Below are 17,835 nucleotides of genomic sequence, written 5' to 3' on the forward strand. Positions count from 1 at the left end.
GGTTTATTGAGCGGGACAAATACGGACCGGAGGCATAGTCTGTCCACATGATTGCATGGCTCATCAAATCCGGCGTTTTACTCATAGGCGTTTCCACCCTCGCCGTCACCTCTGGCGATGCGCAGGACCAGCTCGGCTGGGGCCACGCGACGCAGGTGCTGACCGGCACCACCGCCGCCAACACCGCGCTCTCCGCCTCGATCTCCGAGTGGAAATCGCTCCAGCAATCGTCGAGCTACAGCTTCGACAGCTATGCCCGCTTCCTGCTCGCGCATCCCGGCTGGCCCGGCGAGACCGCGATGCGGCGGATGGCGGAGAAGTCGCTCGACAGCGGCGGCTGGTCGCCCGCGACCGTCGTCGCCTTCTTCCGGCGTTTCCCCGCGCTGAGCGGCGCAGGCAAGACGCGCTTCGCCGAAGCGCTTGCAGCGACCGGGCAGCAGGGTGAAGCCGCCAGCGCGGCGCGCGCGGCCTGGGTCTCGGGAACGCTGTCGAGCGTCGACGAGAGCAAGATCCTCGCCGCTTTTTCGAGCGCGCTGTCGCCGGCCGATCACGATGCGCGGATGGACATGCTGCTGTGGCAGGGCGCGACCGCCTCGGCGCAGCGGCAGCTGATGCTGACCAGCCCGGCGCGGCAGAGCGTGTTCGCCGCGCGGCTCGCCTTCCGCACCAGCGCGCCCGACGCGGGCGACCGGCTGATCGCGACGCAGGCTTATGGCGCGAGCGATCCCGGCTGGATCGCCGACCGGGCGACCTGGTATCGCAACACCGGCGCATCGGCCGGCGCGCGCAACGCGCTCGCCCAGCGGCCTGCGCTCGCGGTGGTTCCGGGCAGCGCCGAGCAATGGTTCGAGGTGCTTCTCACCAACGCGCGCGCGGCGGCGAATGACGGACAGAATTCACTCGCATACGATATCGCGCGCCAGTTGAGTGATGCTTATCCGGCTGGCACCGACGTCAGCACACGCCCTTATGGCGAGCGCGACGACTATACGAGCCTCGCCTGGCTCGCGGGGCGCACCGCGCTGAAGCAGCTCGCACGGCCGGGCGATGCGGTGCCGCTGTTCCTCAGCTATGCCGCCGCCTCGAGGACCCCGACGACGCAATCGAAGGGCTTCTACTGGGCCGGTCGCGCCGCCGAGGCGGCCGGGCGTCGCGGCGAGGCCAACGGCTATTATGCGCGCGCCGCAGCGTTCCATGACCTGTTCTACGGCCAGCTCGCCGCCGAGCGGATCGGGCAGCCGCTGGTCGCGCCGGGTGATCCGGTGCTGCGTCCGGTCGATCCCGCGACGCGGTCCGCGTTTTACGGGCGCGAGACGGTACGCGCGGCGCAATATCTCGGCACGGTCGGCAATTGGGAGGACCAGACCGCGTTCGTCCGCCAGATCGCGCTCGATGCCAAGAGCGACAGCGACCATGTCCTCTCGACCGAACTGTCGCGCACGCTCGGGCGCCCCGATCTCGGCGTGATGGTCGGTCGCAGCGCGCTGCAGAACGGGCTCAGCGAATATTCGACCGTCGGCTTCCCCAATGTCCGCGTGCCGGTGGCGAGCCAGGACGACTGGACGATGATCCATGCGATCGCGCGCCAGGAAAGCCAGTTCGACCGCGCCGCGATCAGCCATGCCGGCGCGCGCGGGCTGATGCAGCTGATGCCGGGCACCGCGCGCGATCAGGCGGGCAAGCTCGGCCTCGCCTACAACGCCGCCGCGCTGACCACCGACACCGACTACAACATCATGGTCGGATCGACCTATTTCCGGCATATCTACGAGCTTTATGGCAGCTATCCGCTGGCAGTGGCGGCGTACAATGCGGGCCCCGGCAATGTGAACAAATGGCTGCGCGCCAATGGCGACCCGCGCACGCCAGGCGTCGATATGCTCGACTGGATCGAGGCGATCCCGATCTACGAGACGCGCAACTACGTCCAGCGCGTGCTCGAGAATGCGGTGGTCTACGATCTGATGAACCCGGCGCGCTCGCGGTCTTCTGGAAACAATCGGATCAGCTGGTATCTCGGGAAGAGCATCCCGGGCTAGGCTATAGTCGCGAAGCGGTCGCAGTGGGCACGACCGCGTTGGCGCGGTTCCTCCCCTCCCTGGAAGGGAGGGGTTGGGGGTGGGTCGCTCTCCGGATCGCACGCCCTCACCCCACGGGCCGACCCACCCCTACCCCTCCCTTCCAGGGAGGGGAGGCGCGCGTGGCGGGTGTCCCACGCCATTGTCATGACGCGCGCCACCCCGAAGGAGTGGTGCACCATCGCCCCGCCCTTTTTCTCTGCGTCCTTGGCGCCTTTGCGCTACGTCGCCGGGTCCAAGTCCGGCTCGCGCGGGGATGACAGCCGACGCCGCACATCGGTAGATAGCGCGATGACCGACCGCCCCAATTATATCACGCCCGCCGGCTATGCCGTGCTCAGCGCCGAATATCGCCAATTGCTCGGCGAGGAGCGGCCGAAGCTGGTCGACGTCATCTCCTGGGCGGCAGGCAATGGCGATCGTTCGGAGAATGGCGATTACATCTATGGCCGCAAGCGGCTGCGCGAGATCGACCGGCGGCTGGGTTTTCTCGCGCGGCGGATGAAGGCTGCCAAGGTGATCGACCCCGCCCAGCAGCCCGATCGCGCCCGCGTGTGGTTCGGGGCGACCGTCACGATCGCCGACGAGGACGATAGCGAACGCGTGCTGACGCTGGTCGGCGACGACGAGACCGATGCCGCCGCCGGAAAGATCGGCTGGAACGCGCCGATCGCGCGGGCGCTACGCGGCGCCGCGGTCGGCGATGTGCGGCGCGTGCTGCTGCCGGCGGGCGAGCGCGAGTATGAAGTCATGGCGATCACCTACCCGGCAACCGAGCGTTTCACCCCCGGCGATTGACGCTGCGGAGTGCGCCGCACACGGTTGGGCCCTGACCATCAAAGGACCCTTGCCGATGCCAATCCCCGCCCTCTGGTCGCCGCGCTTGCTCAGCCTGCTGCGGATCATCGTCGGCCTCGGCTTCGTCCAGCATGGCTGCTCCAAATTCTTCGGCATCCCGCCCTTCCCCATGCCGCTCAATCCCCTCCTGACCGTGGCAGGCGTGCTCGAACTGGGTGGGGGCGCGCTGATCCTAATCGGGCTGTTCACCCGCCCGGTGGCGTTCGTGCTGTCGGGCATGTCGGCCGCCGCCTATTTCATCGCGCACTTCCCCAAGAGCGTCTTCCCGGCGGCAAACGGTGGCGAGGCGGCGATGCTCTATTGCTTCGTGTTCCTGTATCTCGCGGCGGCGGGCGCCGGCCCGATCAGCGTGGATGCCCGCCGCTCCAAGATCTGAAGCGCGGGGTGCGATGAACGGCGCGGGCCATGCGATCGATGTTCGTGCGTTACGCGATCGACATGGCTATAGCGCCGACCCGGCGTGCGCATCTGCCGCGCGCCGGGTCGGGAGCAGTACAAGACAATGACGATGCAACGCGTGTTCGTAAGTGGGAAAGTGCAGCGGACGGGTTATCGCGACTGGGCGGTGCGCAAGGCGCAGGAGCTCGGCGTAAAGGGCTGGGTCCGCAACCTGAATGACGGCCGGGTCGAATTGCTCGTCGCAGGCGACGAGAGCGCAGTCACCGCGATGGCGGAGGCGTGCCGCCAGGGCTCCGAGCATTCGCGGGTCGAGCATGTCGAGGCGCTGCCCGCCGACGAGCGCGCACCAATGGGCTTTACCAAGCGGTTCACGGCGTAACACCGCACCTGCGCGGACCTGCGAGCGGCGCCAAATTCGCACCTGCACTTAACCTGCAGCAGTGTTATTCTGGCGTCATGACGAATGTGTCGCCCCTCAACACCGCGCCGCTCCCGGTCCGGCTGCGGATCGAAGACTATCTGCTGCTTCACGAAGCGGGAGCGTTCGCGTCCTACAACCGCACCGAGTTGATCGACGGGGGGGTGTATTTCGTGAACGCACAGCATCGGCCGCACGCGCTCGCCAAGATCGAGCTGTACGATGCGATCCGCGATGCGCTGCGCTCGATCCAATCGCCGCTGCGTCCGATGGTCGAGGCGAGCATCGCCTTGTCGCCGCACGACGTGCCCGAGCCCGACATCGTGCTGACCAGCGAACCGCGCGGCGAAGGGCTGGTCCCGCTCGATTCGGTACATCTCGTGATCGAAGTGTCCGACACGACGATGCGCAGCGACATCCGCCGCAAGGTGGCGAGCTATGCGCGCGCGGCGATGCCCGAATATTGGGTGGTCGACGTCAAGGCCCGCACGATCCACCAGATGTGGGCGCCGTGCCAGGACATCTACACGCAGCGCCGCGCGGTCGTCTTCGGCGATCCGATCATCGCGGTGACGGTCGCCGGGCTGCGGGTCGATACGGCGAGCCTGTAAAGCCCGCCGCACCGGACGCGGGGGTCAGCGCGTCAGTTTCTTGTAGGCCAGCCGCGTCGGACGATCCGCCGCATCGCCGAGGCGACGGCGCTTGTCTTCCTCGTACGATTCGAAGTTCCCCTCGAACCACTCGACATGGCTGTCGCCCTCGAACGCGAGGATGTGCGTCGCGAGGCGATCGAGGAAGAAGCGATCGTGGCTGATCACCACGGCGCAGCCCGCGAAGCTCTCGAGCGCTTCCTCGAGCGCGCGCAGCGTCTCGACGTCGAGATCGTTGGTCGGCTCGTCGAGCAGGAGGACGTTGCCACCCTCCTTGAGCATCTTGGCGAGATGGACGCGGTTGCGTTCACCGCCCGAGAGCTGGCCGACCTTCTTCTGCTGGTCCTGGCCCTTGAAGTTGAACGCGCCGACATAGGCGCGCGTGCCGAGCTCCTGCTTGCCGAAGCGGAACACTTCGAGCTTGTCGGAGACTTCTTCCCACACCGTGTTCGACGGCGTCAGGTCATCGCGCGACTGGTCGACATAGCCGAGCTTGACGGTCTGGCCGACTTCGATCGAGCCGCCATCGGGCTGCTCCTGGCCGGTGATCAGCTTGAACAGCGTCGACTTGCCCGCGCCGTTCGGCCCGATCACGCCGACGATGCCGCCGGGCGGCAGCACGAAGTCGAGATTGTCGAACAGCAGCTTGTCGCCGTACGCCTTGGTCAGGCCCTTGGCCTCGATCACCTTGCCGCCGAGACGCTCGGGCAGCTGGATCAGGATCTGCGCCTTGCCGACCGAGCGGTTCTCCTGCTTCTCCATCAGCTCGTCGAACGCACGGATACGCGCCTTCGACTTGGTCTGGCGTGCCTTGGGGGTCTGGCGCATCCAGGCGAGCTCGTCGGAGATCGCCTTGGCCTTGCCCTGCTCCTCGCGATCCTCCTGCTCGAGCCGCTTGACCTTCTTTTCGAGATAGCCCGAATAGTTGGACTCGTAGGTGTAATAGCGCCCGCGATCGAGCTCGAGCACCCAGTTGACGACATTGTCGAGGAAGTAGCGATCGTGGGTGACGAGGATGACGTTGCCGACATAGTCGCGCAGGTAATTCTCGAGCCAGGCGACGCTCTCGGCGTCGAGATGGTTGGTCGGCTCGTCGAGCAGCAGGATGTTGGGCTTTTCGAGCAGCAGCTTGCACAAAGCGACGCGACGCTTCTCACCGCCCGAGAGATTGGTGACGGGGCTGTCGCCCGGTGGGCAGCGCAGTGCCTCCATCGCGATTTCGAGCTGGTTGTCGAGGCTCCAGCCGTCGACCGCGTCGATCTTCTCCTGCAGGTCGCCCATCTCGGCGAGCAGCGCGTCGAAATCGCAATCCTCGGGCGGATCGCCCATGATCGCGACGATCTCGTTATAGCGATCGACCATCCCGCCGATCGGGCCCGCGCCCGCACGGACGTTGCCGATCACGTCCTTGGTTTCGTCGAGCTTGGGCTCCTGCGGCAGATAGCCGACCTTGATGCCCTCGGCGGCCCAGGCCTCGCCGGTGAATTCGGGGTCGATCCCGCCCATGATCTTCATCAGCGTCGACTTGCCCGAGCCGTTCGGCCCGATGATCGCGATCTTCGCGTCGGGCAGGAACTGGAGCGAGATGTTGTTGAGCACCGGCTTGGGGGCACCGGGGAAGGTCTTGGTCAGGCCCTTCATCACATAGCTGTACTGCACGGCCATCGGCTGCGGACTCCGGGGGTAAAGATGGTGGATTGTTGGCGTGGCAGATAGCGATGCGCGGGGGCGTTGGCAACGTGGGCGGGGTGCGGTAGCTTCCTGGTATGGAACGGATCGACATCTCGGACGGGCGCCGCGTCGCCGATCTGGTCGAAGCGGTCGAGCGCGGCGACGAGGTGGTGATCGTGCGCGATGGCGCGATCGTCGCCGAAGTCCGAAGTCGTCAGCCTCACCCGGCTCCGGCAACACCGCTAACAGGCGAAACGGAGACGATAGACCTCGCCGCCATCCGCGACCTGCATGCACGCTTTCCCAGCCTGCGGATTGACAGCGCCGCGACGCTGATTCGAGAAATGCGCGACGAGGACGATCATTGAAGGCGTATTTCGATACGAGCGCCTTTGCTGCGATCCTCCTCGAAGACGACCGGTGGCAGGACATCGCCGAATGGGTCGATGCGCAGCAGATCCAAGGGTCTATAAGTGATTTCGGCTGGGGTGAATTCGTCTCGGCGATCGGCATCCGCGTGCGCCTTGGACGAGCATTGGCGAGCGACGCGCTGGACTTTCTGGGGCTCGTACCGGCGCGCCTGCGAGGTTGGTCGCGCGTCGCGATCGTACCCGCCGATATCGCAGCCGCGACCGACATGCTTTCGAAGTTTGCGCTCGGACTGAAACTGCCCGATGCGATTCACATTGCGGTCGCGCAGCGTCTCGGGCTTACACTCGTTTCGACCGACATCCGCCAGGTCCGCGCCGCCGTCTCGCTCGGTGTCGCCGCCATCAACCCCTTGCACACAGACGGGACTCCTTCTTGACCACGCTTCGCGCCCTCGCCCCTTCGTTGCTGCTCGCCTCCACCTTGCTCGCCGGTCCCGCGCTCGCCCAGCGCGCCGCGCCATTGGTCGACCCCGCGGTCGCCGCGCTGCGCGACAAGGCGCTGAACGACGATATCGCCTATGACATCGTCGAGGGGCTCACCACCGAGGTCGGCCCACGCCCCGATGGATCGCCCAAGGAAGAGCGCGCGCGGCAGTGGGCGGTCGCCAAGCTCAAGAGCCTCGGCTTCAAGAATGTGCGGATCGAACCGTATGAACTGAAGAACGTGTGGATCCGCGGCGTCGAGACCGCCGAAGTCGTCGCGCCGTTCGAACAGCCGCTGCGGCTGACCGCGCTCGGCAATTCGGGCGCGACGCCGGCCGAGGGGCTGACGCTGCCGGTCGTGTTCTTCCCGTCGCTCGCCGACCTGCGCGCGGCACCCGACGGCAGCCTGACCGGCAAGATCGCCTTCGTCTCGAACGCGATGCAGGCTAATCAGGACGGGTCGAGCTATGGCCCCGAAGGCCAGGCCCGCCGCGCGGGCCCGAGCATCGCGGCACAGAAAGGCGCGAGCGCGATCGTCATTCGCTCGATCGGCTCCGATCACGGCCGCGGGCCGCATGCGGGCGTCACCAACTTCGCACCCGGCGTCGCGCCGATCCCCGCCGCCGCGCTGTCGGTCGCCGACGCCGCCAACCTCGAACGGATGGTCAAGCGCGGCAAGCCGGTGACGCTTCACCTCACGCTGACACCTACGTTCGTGCCAAGCCGCATGTCGGGCAATGTCGTCGCCGAAGTCCCCGGCACCGATCCGGCGGCGGGCACGATCCTGATCGGCGGACATCTCGACAGCTGGGATCTCGGCACCGGCGCGATCGACGATGCGTCGGGCATCGCGATCACCACCGCCGCCGCCAAGCGGATGATGGACGCCGGGCGGCATCGGCGCACGATCCGCGTCGTCTGGTTCGGCGATGAAGAGACCGGCGGGTTCGGCGGCCTCGCTTACGCCAAGGCCCATGCCGGCGAGACGCACGCGATGGCGGCCGAATCCGACTTCGGCGCCGACCGCGTGTGGCGCTTCGAGACCAACCTCCCCGCAACCGCCAAGCCGGTCGGCGACCGGCTGATCGCGGCGCTCGCGCCGCTCGGCATCGTGCACGGCGCAGGCGTCGCGGGCGATGGCACCGATGTCGGGCCGACGCTCGCGACCGGGATCGCTGCGGTCGATCTCAACCAGGACGGCACGCGCTATTTCGATTACCATCATACCCCCGAGGACACGCTCGAACGGATCGACACGCAGCAATTGCGGCAAAATGTCGCGGCATGGACCGCGGTTTTAGCCGTCGTCGCCGATGCGCCCGAGGCGATCGGCCCGGTCACGCCGAAGAAATGACCCTGGCTCGGCTCGTCGCAAATATGGCCGAAAGGTGGCAGATGCGCCGGGCAATGGCCGATTTGCGATTGACGCACCGCAGCGGGGCGCTATGCCTCCGGTCTTCGCGAACGGCATAGGGCCGGTTGCGAAGCGCTAATTTGCTTGGGAGCAATTGCATGAAGAAGATCGCCCTTGTTCTCGTCGCCGCCGGCCTGGTCTCGCTCGCCGCTTGCAACAAGAACCCTGAAGCTGCTGCAATCGAAAACAATGCTGACGTCATCGCCGACGGCATCGACAACAACGCCTCGATGATCGACGACATGGCTTCGAACACCTCGAACGCTGTTGCTTCGGACGTCCTGGCGAACAAGGCCGACGAACTGCATGACACTGCCGACAACGTCCGCGACGCGGGCGAAGCCAAGGCCGACAACGTCGCCAAGGCTGCCAAGTAAGACCCAACGGGCTTCGGCCCAGGTCTGACGATTGGGGCGTCTTCCTAGCGGAAGGCGCCCTTTTTCGTGGCCGCTCAGTTGAGCTGCGCGATCACCAGATCGAGCGCCGCCAGGCGCAGCGCGATATCGCGACGATAGGAAGCACCGGCAGGCGCCAGCTTCAGCGCGCGCGCCCAATACAGCCGCGCGGTGCGATACTCGCCGGTCTGCGCGTAAGCGAGCCCTTCGAAGAACGGCGGCGCCGGATGTTCGGGCGCGAGCCGGGTCGCCTGGTCGAACGCCAGCCGCGCGGCGGGCGACACCGCTGCGTCATGCTGCACCAGCGCCGTCCCCAGCCCGGTCCATAGCGTCAGGCTGCGCGGATAATGGTTGAGCCCGAGCAGCACGACATTGGCGCCGCTGCGGCGGCTGCCCGAGCGCATCAGCGCATCGGACGCGATCAGATACGCCCCATCGCCGGTAAAGCGCCCGAGCATCGCATTGCGCAGTTCGACCATCTCGGGCGCGACCGCCACGGGGGTCGCGTCGGAGACCGCGAGATGCTCGCCGAGCCCGGCGCGTTGCTGGAGCGCATAGCCGGCAGCGCCCAGCATCAGCGCCGCCCCGACCAGCGTCCAGAGCGAGCGGGACACGCCGCTGACCCATAAGGCTCCAGCGGCCACGACGCCGATCAGCGCCAAGCCTATCCAGCCACTCATTGCGTCTGCTTCATATTCATCACGCTGCTGTACGGGATTTGCGCGCGACGTCTAAGCCCAAGTGCGGACTCGTCGCCGCAATGAACCCGGCGTCAGTCGCCAGCGCGTATCGGCTGGATCAGATCCCAGCGGTTTCCGCAGAGATCCTCGAAGACGGCAACGATGCCGTAGGGCTCGTGCCGGGGTGGCTCGACGAAGCGGACGCCGCGCTGCGTATACGCATGATGGTCGCGGGCGAAATCGTCGGTCTCGAGAAACAGGAACACGCGGCCGCCGCTCTGATCCCCTACCGCGCTGACTTGGGCATCGCCGACGGCGCGCGCCAGCAGCAGCCCGCTTGCGCTGCTCGGCGGTGCAACGACGACCCAGCGCTTCTCGTCGCCCAGCGCGGTGTCCTCGCGAAGCTCGAACCCGAGCGCATCGACGAAGAAGGCAATGGCCGGATCATAGTCCGCGACGAGGAGCGAGGTCAGGGTCAGACGCTGTGGCATCCGATCCTTGTGACCGATGGCGCCCGTCGCGCCAATGCCCGACCGCCATTCAGCGGACGCCCGAGGGCGTCCGCGTGGCGGGCTTCAGGCGCGCCCGATCAGACGCTTTGCGATCGTGTCGGCGACGTCGGAGATCGGCGCGCCGGTGCGATCGGCCTCGTCCCACACCTGGACCAGCCGGTCGGGGATGCGCGCGATGCGGGCCTCGACTTCAGCCTGATCGCCGTGCCCGAGATATTCGAGCGCGACGTTGATGATGCCGCCCGCGTTGATCACGTAATCGGGCGCATACAGGATGCCGCGCGCCTGGAGCGCAGCGCCCTCGGCCTTGGTCTCGAGCTGGTTGTTCGCGCCGCCTGCGACGATCGTGGTGCGCAGCGCCGCGATCGATGCCGGGGTCAGGATCGCACCGAGCGCGTTCGGGCTGACGATGTCGGCCTCGACGCCGAGGATCTCATCCGCCGCGACAGTCTGTGCGCCGAGCTGTTCGGCGAGTGCCTTGGCGCGATCGGCGTTGACGTCGGCCAGCGTGAGCACCGCGCCGTCCTTGGCGAGCAGCCGGGCGAGCCCGCCGCCGACGCTGCCGACGCCCTGGATCGCGACGCGCACGCCCTTCATGTCGGTGGCACCAAGCCCGCGCTGCGCAGCCGCCTTGACGCCGAGATAGACGCCCATCGCGGTGTACGGCCCGGGATCGCCGCCGGCGCTGCCCGCCGCGACGGGGAGGCCCGAGACATGCTTGGTCTTGGTCGCGATCGTCTTCATGCTCGCTTCGGACATGCCGACGTCCTCGGCCGTCACATAGCGCCCGCCGAGCGAATCGACCACGCCGCCGAACGCCTCGAGCTGCGCGAGGCTGATCGTGTCACCCGGCTTCGCCGCGAGAACGACGCCCTTGCCGCCGCCCATCGGCAGATCGGCCATCGCGTTCTTGAAGCTCATCCCGCGCGAGAGGCGCAAAGCGTCGGTGATCGCGCGGTCGCTGTCGGCATAATGCCAGAAACGCACGCCGCCGGCGGCCGGCCCGAGCTTGGTCGAATGGATCGCGATGACAGCCCGAAGCCCCGAGGCCGGATCGGTGAAGAGGTGCACGCCCTCATGATCGTCGAAATCGGGGAAGCCCCATCCGGTGGTCACGGATAAATTCCTGGCTGCTGAAAAGAAGTGGGGCGACCGACGGGACTTGAACCCGCAACATCCGGCATCACAAGCCGACGCTCTAACCAATTGAACTACGATCGCCGCAGAGGAAGCGCCCCTAGCGGGGTCGGGGGGCCAGCGTCAAGAATGGATCGCTCAGAATTTACCGTCAATCGTCAGGCGATGCCCCGACGGGGTCGGTTGAAAGCCACTGAGCTCGAGTTTTTGCGCGGCGGTCGCATCGACCGGCTTGACCGTCAGCTCGGCGCGGAACCGGCCGGCCGACCAGAGCCGCAGTGCGATCTGCTCGGTCCCCGACTGGCTCGCCAGCGGCAACAGCAGCGCACCGGCATCGCAGCGCGCGGTGCCGGCAAGCCCCTGCCCCAGGCTGATTCCCGCGATATCGGCGCCGAGCGTCGCCTTGACGCGCCCCTCCGCCGCCTCGCATTTGCCATCGACGAAACGGAGCGTGACCTCGTCGAGATCGATTCCGCTGACCGGGAGCGGCGCGAAGACGTCGCCCGCCGGGAGGCGCGCGGTCATCGAATCGAGCCCGACGCCGTGGCGCGAGACGCTGATAGCGCCGTGGACCGCGCGAGTCATTGCGTCAGCGCCGCCGGCGTCTGGGCTTGCCAGGGCGACCCGCGCCCGGCCCCCGAGCAGCGCCCAGGGCGAGAGCGAGGCCTTCACGTCGCCCAGTGCGATCGTGCCGACCTGCGCTTCGCGTAAGCCACCGAACCACACGCTCCCGGTCGCCGCGCGCGCGGCGATGCGGGTCGAATCGAGATCGAACCAACCGAGCACGAAGCGCAGCGGCAGCAGGATCAGCAATGCTGCGAAGAACACCGCGCCGAACAGCGCGACCGGGCCGGTCCTGAGGCGAAAGCGCGTCATGGATGCTTCGCCTTCAAGGTGAGCTGGACCGCCACGCCATGGTCGCCCGTGTCGGTGGTGGCGAGCTGATCGACCAGAATGCCGTCGGCCTCGAGCTGCGCCAGCCAGCCGACCAGCGCGCCCGGTCGTGCCGCGGCGAGCGCGATCGCGACGCGGTCATTGCCCTGCGGCGTGACGTTGGCGAGCGCGAAGCCCGCATCGTTGGCGCGCGCGCGGATCACCGATTCGAGCGGGGCGTCGAGCGGAGCGGCGCGCATCGCTTGCGCCGCCTTGACCGCATCGACGCGGACCTGCGTCTCGCCGAGCGCGATCACGGCGTCAGCATGGCGCGCCTTGGCCGAATCGAGCGCGTCGCTAAGCGGCACGACGAGGAAATAGCCGAACACCAGGGCGGCGATCACGCCACCGGCGAGCAGCAGATACTGTTCGCGCTGGCTCCGGCTGCGATACCAGAGGAGGAAACGCTCGGTCATCGCGGCTTCACCGTCAGATCTCCCGAAAGGCGACCGTTGAGCGCCTGGAACTGCCCCTGCGGGGCGGCAGCGAACCCGCTCGCCTCGAGCTGCCGCTGCAGATCGAGGATCTGCCCTTCGTTCTGCACCCCGACGCCGACGCGCAGCGTGCCGTTGGGATCGAAACCGAGCGTGTGCGCCTCGCTCCCCGGCGTCGCGCGAATCGCCGCGAACACCGCCGCCGCGGTCCGGCTGAACCCCTGCCCGCCGCCGCGAAGCCGGTCGAGCCGGGCGCTCAGCTGACGGTCGGCGTCGCTGACCGCTTCGCCGCGGGCAAGGCCGGTGCGTGCGAGCAGATCGGTGCGGCGCTCGAGATCGTCGGCGGCGCTCGAATAGGCGATCAGCTGGACGATCGTGATCAGCAGCGTGACGACCAGCGTCGCGGCGGCGAGCCAGCCGAGCCGACGGACCAGCGCCCAATCGACCCCGATCCGCGTCTTGCGGGCAAATGCCCCTTGCCGCAGGTCGAGCGGCGGCGCCGCGACCGCCGCGACGATCGCCGCCTCGAGCGCATCGCGCGGCAATATCGCGGGTGCGGCACCGCCCGTTACGAGCTCGGTCAGCCGGGCTTCGTCGGCAAATCCGCTCGTCGTCCCGCGCACCACCCCTTCGCCGCCAAGATCAGCGCGCAGATAGCCCGATTCGGGGCGCGGCAGCAGCAGTGGCGCGGGCAACATCGCCGCGGGATCGACGCCGTTGTCCGCGAGCAGATCGAGCCAAGCGCGCATCTGCGTGGCCGCGACCACCCCGATCGGGCGTTCGAGGATCGCGCCCTCGCGCCCGACCGCGACGTGGAGGTCGCCGATCGGGCTCGCGCTCGCATCGGCGGCGAGCATCCGTGCGGCGGTGACCGATTGCGCGAGCGAGCGATCGGGCAGCTCGGCCCAGTGCAGCGTCACCGCATCGGCGGGGGCGATAGCGACGTACGACTCCTCCACCTCGGTCGAGAGCGGGGGAAACCCCTCGCCGCGCGCGCGGACGGTGCCGCCGGCGATGCGCAGCCAGCGCCACGGCACATCGGGTGCGGGAAGGAAGAGGACAAGCGTTTCGGTCATGATGGCTCGCCCCATTGCCGCGATACGAGCCGCGCGGGAAGCACCGTCGCGTCGATCAGTCCGGTTTGTTCCAGCGTGGCCCCGCCGAGCGCGACGCGCACCTTGAGCGAGAACCATGTCGTCTTGATGTCGGTCTGCCCCGGCGCGTCGTCGCCGGTGGTGCTGCGCACCGCGCTTTGCGCCCAGAACGCCGTGCTCGTCGCAAAGCCCGCCGCCGGGCGCTGCAACAGCACCTGCCGCACCGCCTCGGGGGACAGCCCGATCCGCAGCATCGCGATCAGCGGCGCCTGTTCGGGGAGCAGCGTGTTGACGTTGATCTTCGCGGGCGCGGCGACGGGCAAGGTGCAGAGCCACGGGCGCAGCTTCTCGTAATCGCTGCGCGTCACCCCGCGCACCGCGCGCAGTTCGCTTGGGTCGACCATCAGCGTGTTGGCGGTGCGATAGGGCTGCGTGCCGCCGCGATAGTCCTTGTCCTCGGCGCCGCCGGTGAGCGGCGCATCGTCGCTGTCGATCCAGTCGGCGGCGGCGGCAGCGATCGCATCGGGTGAGCCGGCCGAGGGATCGACCAGCCGGATCAGCCGCGCGAACTGCAGTTGCGACGGCGTGTACGCAAAATACTGGCCGCTTCTGGCGGGAGTCTCGGTGACGAGGCTGTTGAGGTTGAAGCAATTGCCGCCATCGACGACGGTCGCGGTCGCGGTGCCGTTGGGGATCGGCAGCGGGTACGGCGTGCCGCTCCAGCCGCCCTGCAGCGTGACCTTGTCGGGGCTCTTGCGGAGCAGGTCGCTGACCCGGACCACCGCGAGCGTCTCGGTCGCGAACGAATACGCGCGCGCCTGGTCGAGCGCGACGGCATTGCCGCCGAGCCGCGTCGCGAGCCGCAAGCGTTCGAGCGCGGTCCCGGCGAGCACCGCGATCACCGCGACGAGCAGCAGCACCGTCAGCAACGCCGCGCCGCGCTCGGAGGGTTTGCGATCACCCGACACGGTCATCGATGCGCCTTCCGTAGCCGGTGCCGACGAAAAAAAGCTGACGCGTGGCGATGCCGTTGTCGCGCACTACGCGCAGTTCGAGCGCATCGGGGAGCGGCGCCTGCGGTGTGCCGGTCCAGCGGTCGCTCCACGCGCCCTTGATGCGATAGCGCAGCGTGACCTGGCGGACGTGCGTCAGCAGCGGCGTTGGGGGTAGCGGCGCGGCACCGTCGAGCATCGGATAGGCGGTCCGCGCGAGCGCACCGTCGACGACGCCATATTCGACCTTCTGCACGCTCGCGCGCGGCGTACCGTCGAGGTTGCTCCAGCCGCTGCGGACGAGGCGGAGCATCGGGGCCGCTGCCGCGCCCGCTTCGCCGGTGAAGGGGGGAAGCCCGCCGCCATCCTCGCTGCGCGTCTGGCGGGGCGTCGCCTCGGCGAGATCGGCGGTGAGGATCGACGTGAGGCGGTTCATCGCCGACACGTCGTCGAGCTTGGCGCCGGTGGCGGTCTGCGCGCGGACCGAGAAGGACAAGAGCGCCACCCCGGCTGCGGCGAGCAGGCCGAAGATCAGCAGCGAGATCATCACCTCGACCAACGTGAAGCCGTGTTCGGCAGGGCGGCGCGTCATGTGCTGCGCGTCCCGTCTCGGACCATGGTGAGATGCCCAGCCTGCCGCCCCGCCGCATCGCGCACGGTGACGTCGATGCGGAGCACGCGGATGTTCCCGGTCGGCTGTACCGTCCGTGTCCAGCTCCAGCTGCTGCCGCCATTGCTTTCGCTGCCGCTCGCGGTGCCGATCGTCGGCGGGCGCGCATCGGTCATCGCCTCGATCGCGACGTTGCGCGCGACGGTCTGCCCGAGCAGCGTCGTGTCGAGCGTCGCCGCACCCCGGATCGTCGCGCCCTCGAGCCGGATCAAGGCGAGCGCGGCGAGGCTGAACACCGCAAGCGCGACCATCATCTCGATCAAGGTGAAGCCGCGGCGGTCAGCCACCGATGTGGACCTTGCCATCATTGCCGATATGGACGACCAGCGTCTCGCCCGAGCGCGCGAGCGTCACGTCGAGCGGACGATCGGTGCTGCCGACCGAATCGAACAGCACGCGGTCGCGCGTTCCCGCGCCCGATAGGGTGGCGTGCGTGCCCTTGCCCCACTGCGTAACGCGCAGCGGCTTCTCGGCCATCGCGACCCAGGCGCCGTCGACGCGTTCGTCGAAGCCGTAGCCGCCTTCGGAGACCCACACGCTGATCGGTTTCGCGCCGACCACGGCGAGATCGCGTGCGGCACTGGCGCGCGCGGCAAAGCGCGCGGCCTCGTCGGCGAGGCGACCGCGCGGATCGGGCAAGGCGAACACAACCGCGGCGCTGGCGAGGCCGATGATCGTGACGACGACCATCAGCTCGATCAGCGTGAAGCCGCGCTCGCGCTCGCCCCCCCACTCGCCCTTGCGGGGTTTACTGCCAGCTGCCGATATCGGCATTGACGCCCTCGCCGCCTTCCTTCTTGTCCGCGCCGAGCGTCCAGACATCGGCCTCGCCGTGCGCGCCGGGTGCCGCATAGAGATACGGCTTGCCCCACGGATCGAGCGGCAGCTTCTTGATATAGCCGCCGCGCTGATACTTCGACGCGTCGGCGTCGGCGGGGGCCGAGACCAGCGCCTGGAGGCCGTCGGTGGTCGAGGGGTAGGAGTCGTTCTGCAGCTTGTAGAGATCGAGCGCGCCCTCGATCGTCGAGATGTCGGCCTTGGCCTTGACGATCTTGCCTTTGTCGCCGAGCGGCAGGACATTGTAGGTGACGATCGCGGCGAGCAGCCCGATGATGACGATCACCACCATCAGCTCGATCAGCGTGAAGCCCGACTCCCCGTCATTCCCGCGAACGCGGGAATCCTGCTTCTGCGGTTGGAGGGAAGACGCGGGATTCCCGCTTGCGCGGGAATGACGGATGGGGGGCATTGCGAACCTCGTCATGTTTATTGGCCTGCCAACGTGTTGAGCTGCAGGATCGGCAGCAGGATCGATAGCACGATCGTCGCGACGACACCCCCCATCACGACGATGATGATCGGCTCGAGCAGCGACAGCGCGGTCGTGGTGAAGCGATCGAACTCGCGCTCGAGATACTCCGCCGCGCGTTCGAGCATGTCGTCGAGCTGCCCCGCCGTCTCGCCCGATGCAGCCAGATACGTCAGCAACGGCGGAAAGACGCCCGCACGGCGCATGGCGGCGGAAAGGCTGCCGCCGCCGCGGATCGATTCGATGATCTCGTCCGACGCTTGCTTGAGCCGCAGATTGTGGATCGTGCTGCCGGTCAGCGTCAGGCCTTCGAGCAGCGGCAGGCGGCTGGCGACCATCGTCGCGAGCGTGCGCGCCATGCGCGCGGCGTGGAGATCGCGGAACAGGCGGCCGAGGATCGGCAGTTTGAGGATCCAGGTGTCGAAGCCGAGCTTGATCCGCGGGTTCTTCAGCGCGCGCCATGATCCGAAGCCGGTGATCAGGATGACGAGCAGGATCGCCCACCAATAGCCGACCATGAAATTCGACAGCCCCATCACGACGCGCGTCAGGAACGGGAGCTGCTGCCCGACAGTGTCGAACTGTTCGACCACCTGCGGCACGACGAACACCATCAGCGCGGTCACCACCGCCATCGCCACCACCGCGAGCACCGCGGGGTAAGCGAGCGTGGTGATGATCTTGCCGTTGATCTCGGCCTGGCGTTCGAGCAGCACCGAGAGGCGTTCGAGGATCACCGGGAGCGAGCCCGAGCTCTCGCCCGCCGACACCATCGCGCGGTAGAGCGAGGGGAAACTCTTGCCCTCGCGCGCCATCGCCTCGTGGAGGCGGCGGCCTTCGACGACGCCGGCATGCACCGATTCGACGATTGCGCGGACGTGCGGCTGCTCGGTCTGGCGCGAGATCGTGCGCAGCGATTCCTCGAGTGGCGAGACGCGATTGAGCGTGGCGAGCTGGCGGGTGAAGAGCGTGAGCTGCTTGGTGCTCATCTTCTTCGAGCCCAGGCGCAGGTCGGAGAGCAGCGGCTTGCCCTTGGGCGCGCGGCCCGAGCCGGGTTCGACCTTGACGACGTAGAGCCGGCGACGGTCGAGCAATACGCGGGCGGCGTCGATCGAGGGCGCGGCGATTGCCCCGCGTGTTTCGCGGCCTTTGGTGTCGATCGCGAGGTAATCGAAGTTAGGCATGGATACTCCCCTCCCTGGAAGGGAGGGGTTGGGGGTGGGTCGGCCTAATGCAGGCGTCGACCTCACCACGGGGCGGCGAACCCACGCTGTTGCAGGCGTCGACCGCGCCACGGGCCGACCCACCCCCGGCCCCTCCCTTCCAGGGAGGGGAGG

At 67.9% G+C, this 17,835-nt stretch carries 22 protein-coding genes and 1 tRNA gene; 9 read left to right on the forward strand and 14 right to left on the reverse strand.

Annotated features, from left to right (window positions below; translation table 11 throughout):
* Nucleotides 1-47: 47 nt before the first annotated feature.
* The 5 genes from EAH76_RS05660 (at nucleotide 48) to EAH76_RS05680 (ending at nucleotide 4,364) form a co-directional block, all read left to right on the forward strand.
* Entirely contained in the window at nucleotides 48-2,039 is a 1,992-nt protein-coding gene (locus EAH76_RS05660; RefSeq protein WP_140849035.1) for a lytic transglycosylase domain-containing protein, read from the forward strand.
* Nucleotides 2,040-2,369: 330 nt separating this feature from the next.
* Complete coding sequence (gene greB, locus EAH76_RS05665; RefSeq protein ID WP_140849037.1) at nucleotides 2,370-2,876, forward strand: transcription elongation factor GreB; 507 nt, start codon at nucleotides 2,370-2,372, stop codon at nucleotides 2,874-2,876.
* A 55-nt stretch (nucleotides 2,877-2,931) separates the two neighbouring features.
* A complete protein-coding gene (locus EAH76_RS05670) occupies nucleotides 2,932-3,312 on the forward strand; it encodes a DoxX family protein (RefSeq protein ID WP_140849038.1) in 381 nt (126 codons plus the stop codon).
* 126 nt (nucleotides 3,313-3,438) lie between these two features.
* Nucleotides 3,439-3,714, forward strand: a complete 276-nt coding sequence (locus tag EAH76_RS05675; RefSeq protein WP_140849040.1) for an acylphosphatase — start codon at nucleotides 3,439-3,441, stop codon at nucleotides 3,712-3,714.
* A gap of 77 nt (nucleotides 3,715-3,791) precedes the next feature.
* Nucleotides 3,792-4,364: a Uma2 family endonuclease gene (locus EAH76_RS05680; RefSeq protein WP_140849042.1), complete on the forward strand. Its 573-nt coding sequence runs from the start codon at nucleotides 3,792-3,794 to the stop codon at nucleotides 4,362-4,364.
* Nucleotides 4,365-4,388: 24 nt separating this feature from the next.
* Here the strand turns inward: EAH76_RS05680 and ettA are convergent, their stop codons facing one another.
* On the reverse strand, nucleotides 4,389-6,068 hold the full coding sequence (gene ettA / locus EAH76_RS05685; RefSeq protein ID WP_140849044.1) for an energy-dependent translational throttle protein EttA: 1,680 nt from the start codon (nucleotides 6,066-6,068) through the stop codon (nucleotides 4,389-4,391).
* A 101-nt stretch (nucleotides 6,069-6,169) separates the two neighbouring features.
* On the opposite strand from ettA, the gene EAH76_RS05690 reads away from it, so the two are divergent.
* From EAH76_RS05690 to EAH76_RS05705, 4 genes are all read left to right on the forward strand, one after another.
* The gene (locus EAH76_RS05690) at nucleotides 6,170-6,442 is read left to right on the forward strand and encodes a hypothetical protein (protein WP_140849046.1); all 273 of its coding nucleotides are present in this window, start codon (nucleotides 6,170-6,172) and stop codon (nucleotides 6,440-6,442) included.
* A complete protein-coding gene (locus EAH76_RS05695; protein WP_140849048.1) occupies nucleotides 6,439-6,882 on the forward strand; it encodes a type II toxin-antitoxin system VapC family toxin in 444 nt (147 codons plus the stop codon). The genes EAH76_RS05690 and EAH76_RS05695 overlap by 4 nt, the downstream gene beginning before the upstream one ends.
* Nucleotides 6,879-8,282 carry a M20/M25/M40 family metallo-hydrolase gene (locus EAH76_RS05700; protein WP_140849049.1) on the forward strand — a complete coding sequence of 468 codons (1,404 nt, stop codon included), beginning with the start codon at nucleotides 6,879-6,881 and terminating at the stop codon, nucleotides 8,280-8,282. Before EAH76_RS05695 ends, EAH76_RS05700 begins: the two co-directional genes overlap by 4 nt.
* A 158-nt stretch (nucleotides 8,283-8,440) precedes the next feature.
* Nucleotides 8,441-8,719, forward strand: coding sequence for a hypothetical protein (locus tag EAH76_RS05705; protein WP_140849051.1), 279 nt, complete (start codon nucleotides 8,441-8,443; stop codon nucleotides 8,717-8,719).
* 74 nt (nucleotides 8,720-8,793) lie between these two features.
* Here EAH76_RS05705 and EAH76_RS05710 read toward each other — a convergent pair whose 3' ends face one another.
* From EAH76_RS05710 to gspF, 13 genes are all read right to left on the reverse strand, one after another.
* The gene (locus tag EAH76_RS05710) at nucleotides 8,794-9,417 is read right to left on the reverse strand and encodes a tetratricopeptide repeat protein (protein WP_140849053.1); all 624 of its coding nucleotides are present in this window, start codon (nucleotides 9,415-9,417) and stop codon (nucleotides 8,794-8,796) included.
* A 92-nt stretch (nucleotides 9,418-9,509) separates the two neighbouring features.
* Complete coding sequence (locus tag EAH76_RS05715; RefSeq protein ID WP_140849055.1) at nucleotides 9,510-9,908, reverse strand: VOC family protein; 399 nt, start codon at nucleotides 9,906-9,908, stop codon at nucleotides 9,510-9,512.
* 84 nt (nucleotides 9,909-9,992) lie between these two features.
* Nucleotides 9,993-11,045, reverse strand: coding sequence for a Leu/Phe/Val dehydrogenase (locus EAH76_RS05720; RefSeq protein WP_140849057.1), 1,053 nt, complete (start codon nucleotides 11,043-11,045; stop codon nucleotides 9,993-9,995).
* A 28-nt stretch (nucleotides 11,046-11,073) separates the two neighbouring features.
* Nucleotides 11,074-11,150, reverse strand: a tRNA-His gene (locus EAH76_RS05725).
* Nucleotides 11,151-11,204: 54 nt separating this feature from the next.
* Nucleotides 11,205-11,942, reverse strand: a complete 738-nt coding sequence (locus tag EAH76_RS05730) for a type II secretion system protein N (protein WP_140849059.1) — start codon at nucleotides 11,940-11,942, stop codon at nucleotides 11,205-11,207.
* Nucleotides 11,939-12,415: a type II secretion system protein GspM gene (gene gspM, locus EAH76_RS05735; protein WP_140849061.1), complete on the reverse strand. Its 477-nt coding sequence runs from the start codon at nucleotides 12,413-12,415 to the stop codon at nucleotides 11,939-11,941. The genes EAH76_RS05730 and gspM overlap by 4 nt, the downstream gene beginning before the upstream one ends.
* Entirely contained in the window at nucleotides 12,412-13,509 is a 1,098-nt protein-coding gene (gene gspL, locus EAH76_RS05740; RefSeq protein WP_140849063.1) for a type II secretion system protein GspL, read from the reverse strand. The genes gspM and gspL overlap by 4 nt, the downstream gene beginning before the upstream one ends.
* Nucleotides 13,506-14,501, reverse strand: coding sequence for a type II secretion system minor pseudopilin GspK (gene gspK, locus EAH76_RS05745; RefSeq protein ID WP_140849065.1), 996 nt, complete (start codon nucleotides 14,499-14,501; stop codon nucleotides 13,506-13,508). Before gspK ends, gspL begins: the two co-directional genes overlap by 4 nt.
* A complete protein-coding gene (gene gspJ / locus EAH76_RS05750) occupies nucleotides 14,485-15,111 on the reverse strand; it encodes a type II secretion system minor pseudopilin GspJ (RefSeq protein ID WP_140849067.1) in 627 nt (208 codons plus the stop codon). The genes gspK and gspJ overlap by 17 nt, the downstream gene beginning before the upstream one ends.
* Nucleotides 15,108-15,494 carry a type II secretion system minor pseudopilin GspI gene (gspI, locus tag EAH76_RS05755; protein ID WP_140849069.1) on the reverse strand — a complete coding sequence of 129 codons (387 nt, stop codon included), beginning with the start codon at nucleotides 15,492-15,494 and terminating at the stop codon, nucleotides 15,108-15,110. The genes gspJ and gspI overlap by 4 nt, the downstream gene beginning before the upstream one ends.
* Nucleotides 15,469-15,963, reverse strand: coding sequence for a GspH/FimT family pseudopilin (locus tag EAH76_RS05760; protein WP_140849071.1), 495 nt, complete (start codon nucleotides 15,961-15,963; stop codon nucleotides 15,469-15,471). The genes gspI and EAH76_RS05760 overlap by 26 nt, the downstream gene beginning before the upstream one ends.
* Entirely contained in the window at nucleotides 15,938-16,318 is a 381-nt protein-coding gene (gene gspG / locus EAH76_RS05765) for a type II secretion system major pseudopilin GspG (RefSeq protein WP_229839178.1), read from the reverse strand. The genes EAH76_RS05760 and gspG overlap by 26 nt, the downstream gene beginning before the upstream one ends.
* Before the next feature lie 137 nt (nucleotides 16,319-16,455).
* On the reverse strand, nucleotides 16,456-17,682 hold the full coding sequence (gene gspF / locus EAH76_RS05770) for a type II secretion system inner membrane protein GspF (protein ID WP_140849073.1): 1,227 nt from the start codon (nucleotides 17,680-17,682) through the stop codon (nucleotides 16,456-16,458).
* Nucleotides 17,683-17,835 lie beyond the last annotated feature (153 nt).

It is taken from the genome of Sphingomonas glacialis (assembly GCF_006439055.1).
Taxonomy (GTDB): domain Bacteria; phylum Pseudomonadota; class Alphaproteobacteria; order Sphingomonadales; family Sphingomonadaceae; genus Sphingomonas; species Sphingomonas glacialis_A.

Bases quoted from the DNA above. Each gene is read 5' to 3' on its own strand.
- EAH76_RS05660 (WP_140849035.1), top strand. From the start codon at position 48: ATGATTGCATGGCTCATCAAATCCGGCGTTTTACTCATAGGCGTTTCC.
- greB (WP_140849037.1), top strand. From the start codon at position 2,370: ATGACCGACCGCCCCAATTATATCACGCCCGCCGGCTATGCCGTGCTC.
- EAH76_RS05670 (WP_140849038.1), top strand. From the start codon at position 2,932: ATGCCAATCCCCGCCCTCTGGTCGCCGCGCTTGCTCAGCCTGCTGCGG.
- EAH76_RS05675 (WP_140849040.1), top strand. From the start codon at position 3,439: ATGACGATGCAACGCGTGTTCGTAAGTGGGAAAGTGCAGCGGACGGGT.
- EAH76_RS05680 (WP_140849042.1), top strand. From the start codon at position 3,792: ATGACGAATGTGTCGCCCCTCAACACCGCGCCGCTCCCGGTCCGGCTG.
- ettA (WP_140849044.1), bottom strand. From the start codon at position 6,068: ATGGCCGTGCAGTACAGCTATGTGATGAAGGGCCTGACCAAGACCTTC.
- EAH76_RS05690 (WP_140849046.1), top strand. From the start codon at position 6,170: ATGGAACGGATCGACATCTCGGACGGGCGCCGCGTCGCCGATCTGGTC.
- EAH76_RS05705 (WP_140849051.1), top strand. From the start codon at position 8,441: ATGAAGAAGATCGCCCTTGTTCTCGTCGCCGCCGGCCTGGTCTCGCTC.
- EAH76_RS05710 (WP_140849053.1), bottom strand. From the start codon at position 9,417: ATGAGTGGCTGGATAGGCTTGGCGCTGATCGGCGTCGTGGCCGCTGGA.
- EAH76_RS05715 (WP_140849055.1), bottom strand. From the start codon at position 9,908: ATGCCACAGCGTCTGACCCTGACCTCGCTCCTCGTCGCGGACTATGAT.
- EAH76_RS05730 (WP_140849059.1), bottom strand. From the start codon at position 11,942: ATGACGCGCTTTCGCCTCAGGACCGGCCCGGTCGCGCTGTTCGGCGCG.
- gspM (WP_140849061.1), bottom strand. From the start codon at position 12,415: ATGACCGAGCGTTTCCTCCTCTGGTATCGCAGCCGGAGCCAGCGCGAA.
- gspL (WP_140849063.1), bottom strand. From the start codon at position 13,509: ATGACCGAAACGCTTGTCCTCTTCCTTCCCGCACCCGATGTGCCGTGG.
- gspK (WP_140849065.1), bottom strand. From the start codon at position 14,501: ATGACCGTGTCGGGTGATCGCAAACCCTCCGAGCGCGGCGCGGCGTTG.
- gspJ (WP_140849067.1), bottom strand. From the start codon at position 15,111: ATGACGCGCCGCCCTGCCGAACACGGCTTCACGTTGGTCGAGGTGATG.
- gspI (WP_140849069.1), bottom strand. From the start codon at position 15,494: ATGGCAAGGTCCACATCGGTGGCTGACCGCCGCGGCTTCACCTTGATC.
- EAH76_RS05760 (WP_140849071.1), bottom strand. From the start codon at position 15,963: ATGCCGATATCGGCAGCTGGCAGTAAACCCCGCAAGGGCGAGTGGGGG.
- gspG (WP_229839178.1), bottom strand. From the start codon at position 16,318: ATGGTGGTGATCGTCATCATCGGGCTGCTCGCCGCGATCGTCACCTAC.
- gspF (WP_140849073.1), bottom strand. From the start codon at position 17,682: ATGCCTAACTTCGATTACCTCGCGATCGACACCAAAGGCCGCGAAACA.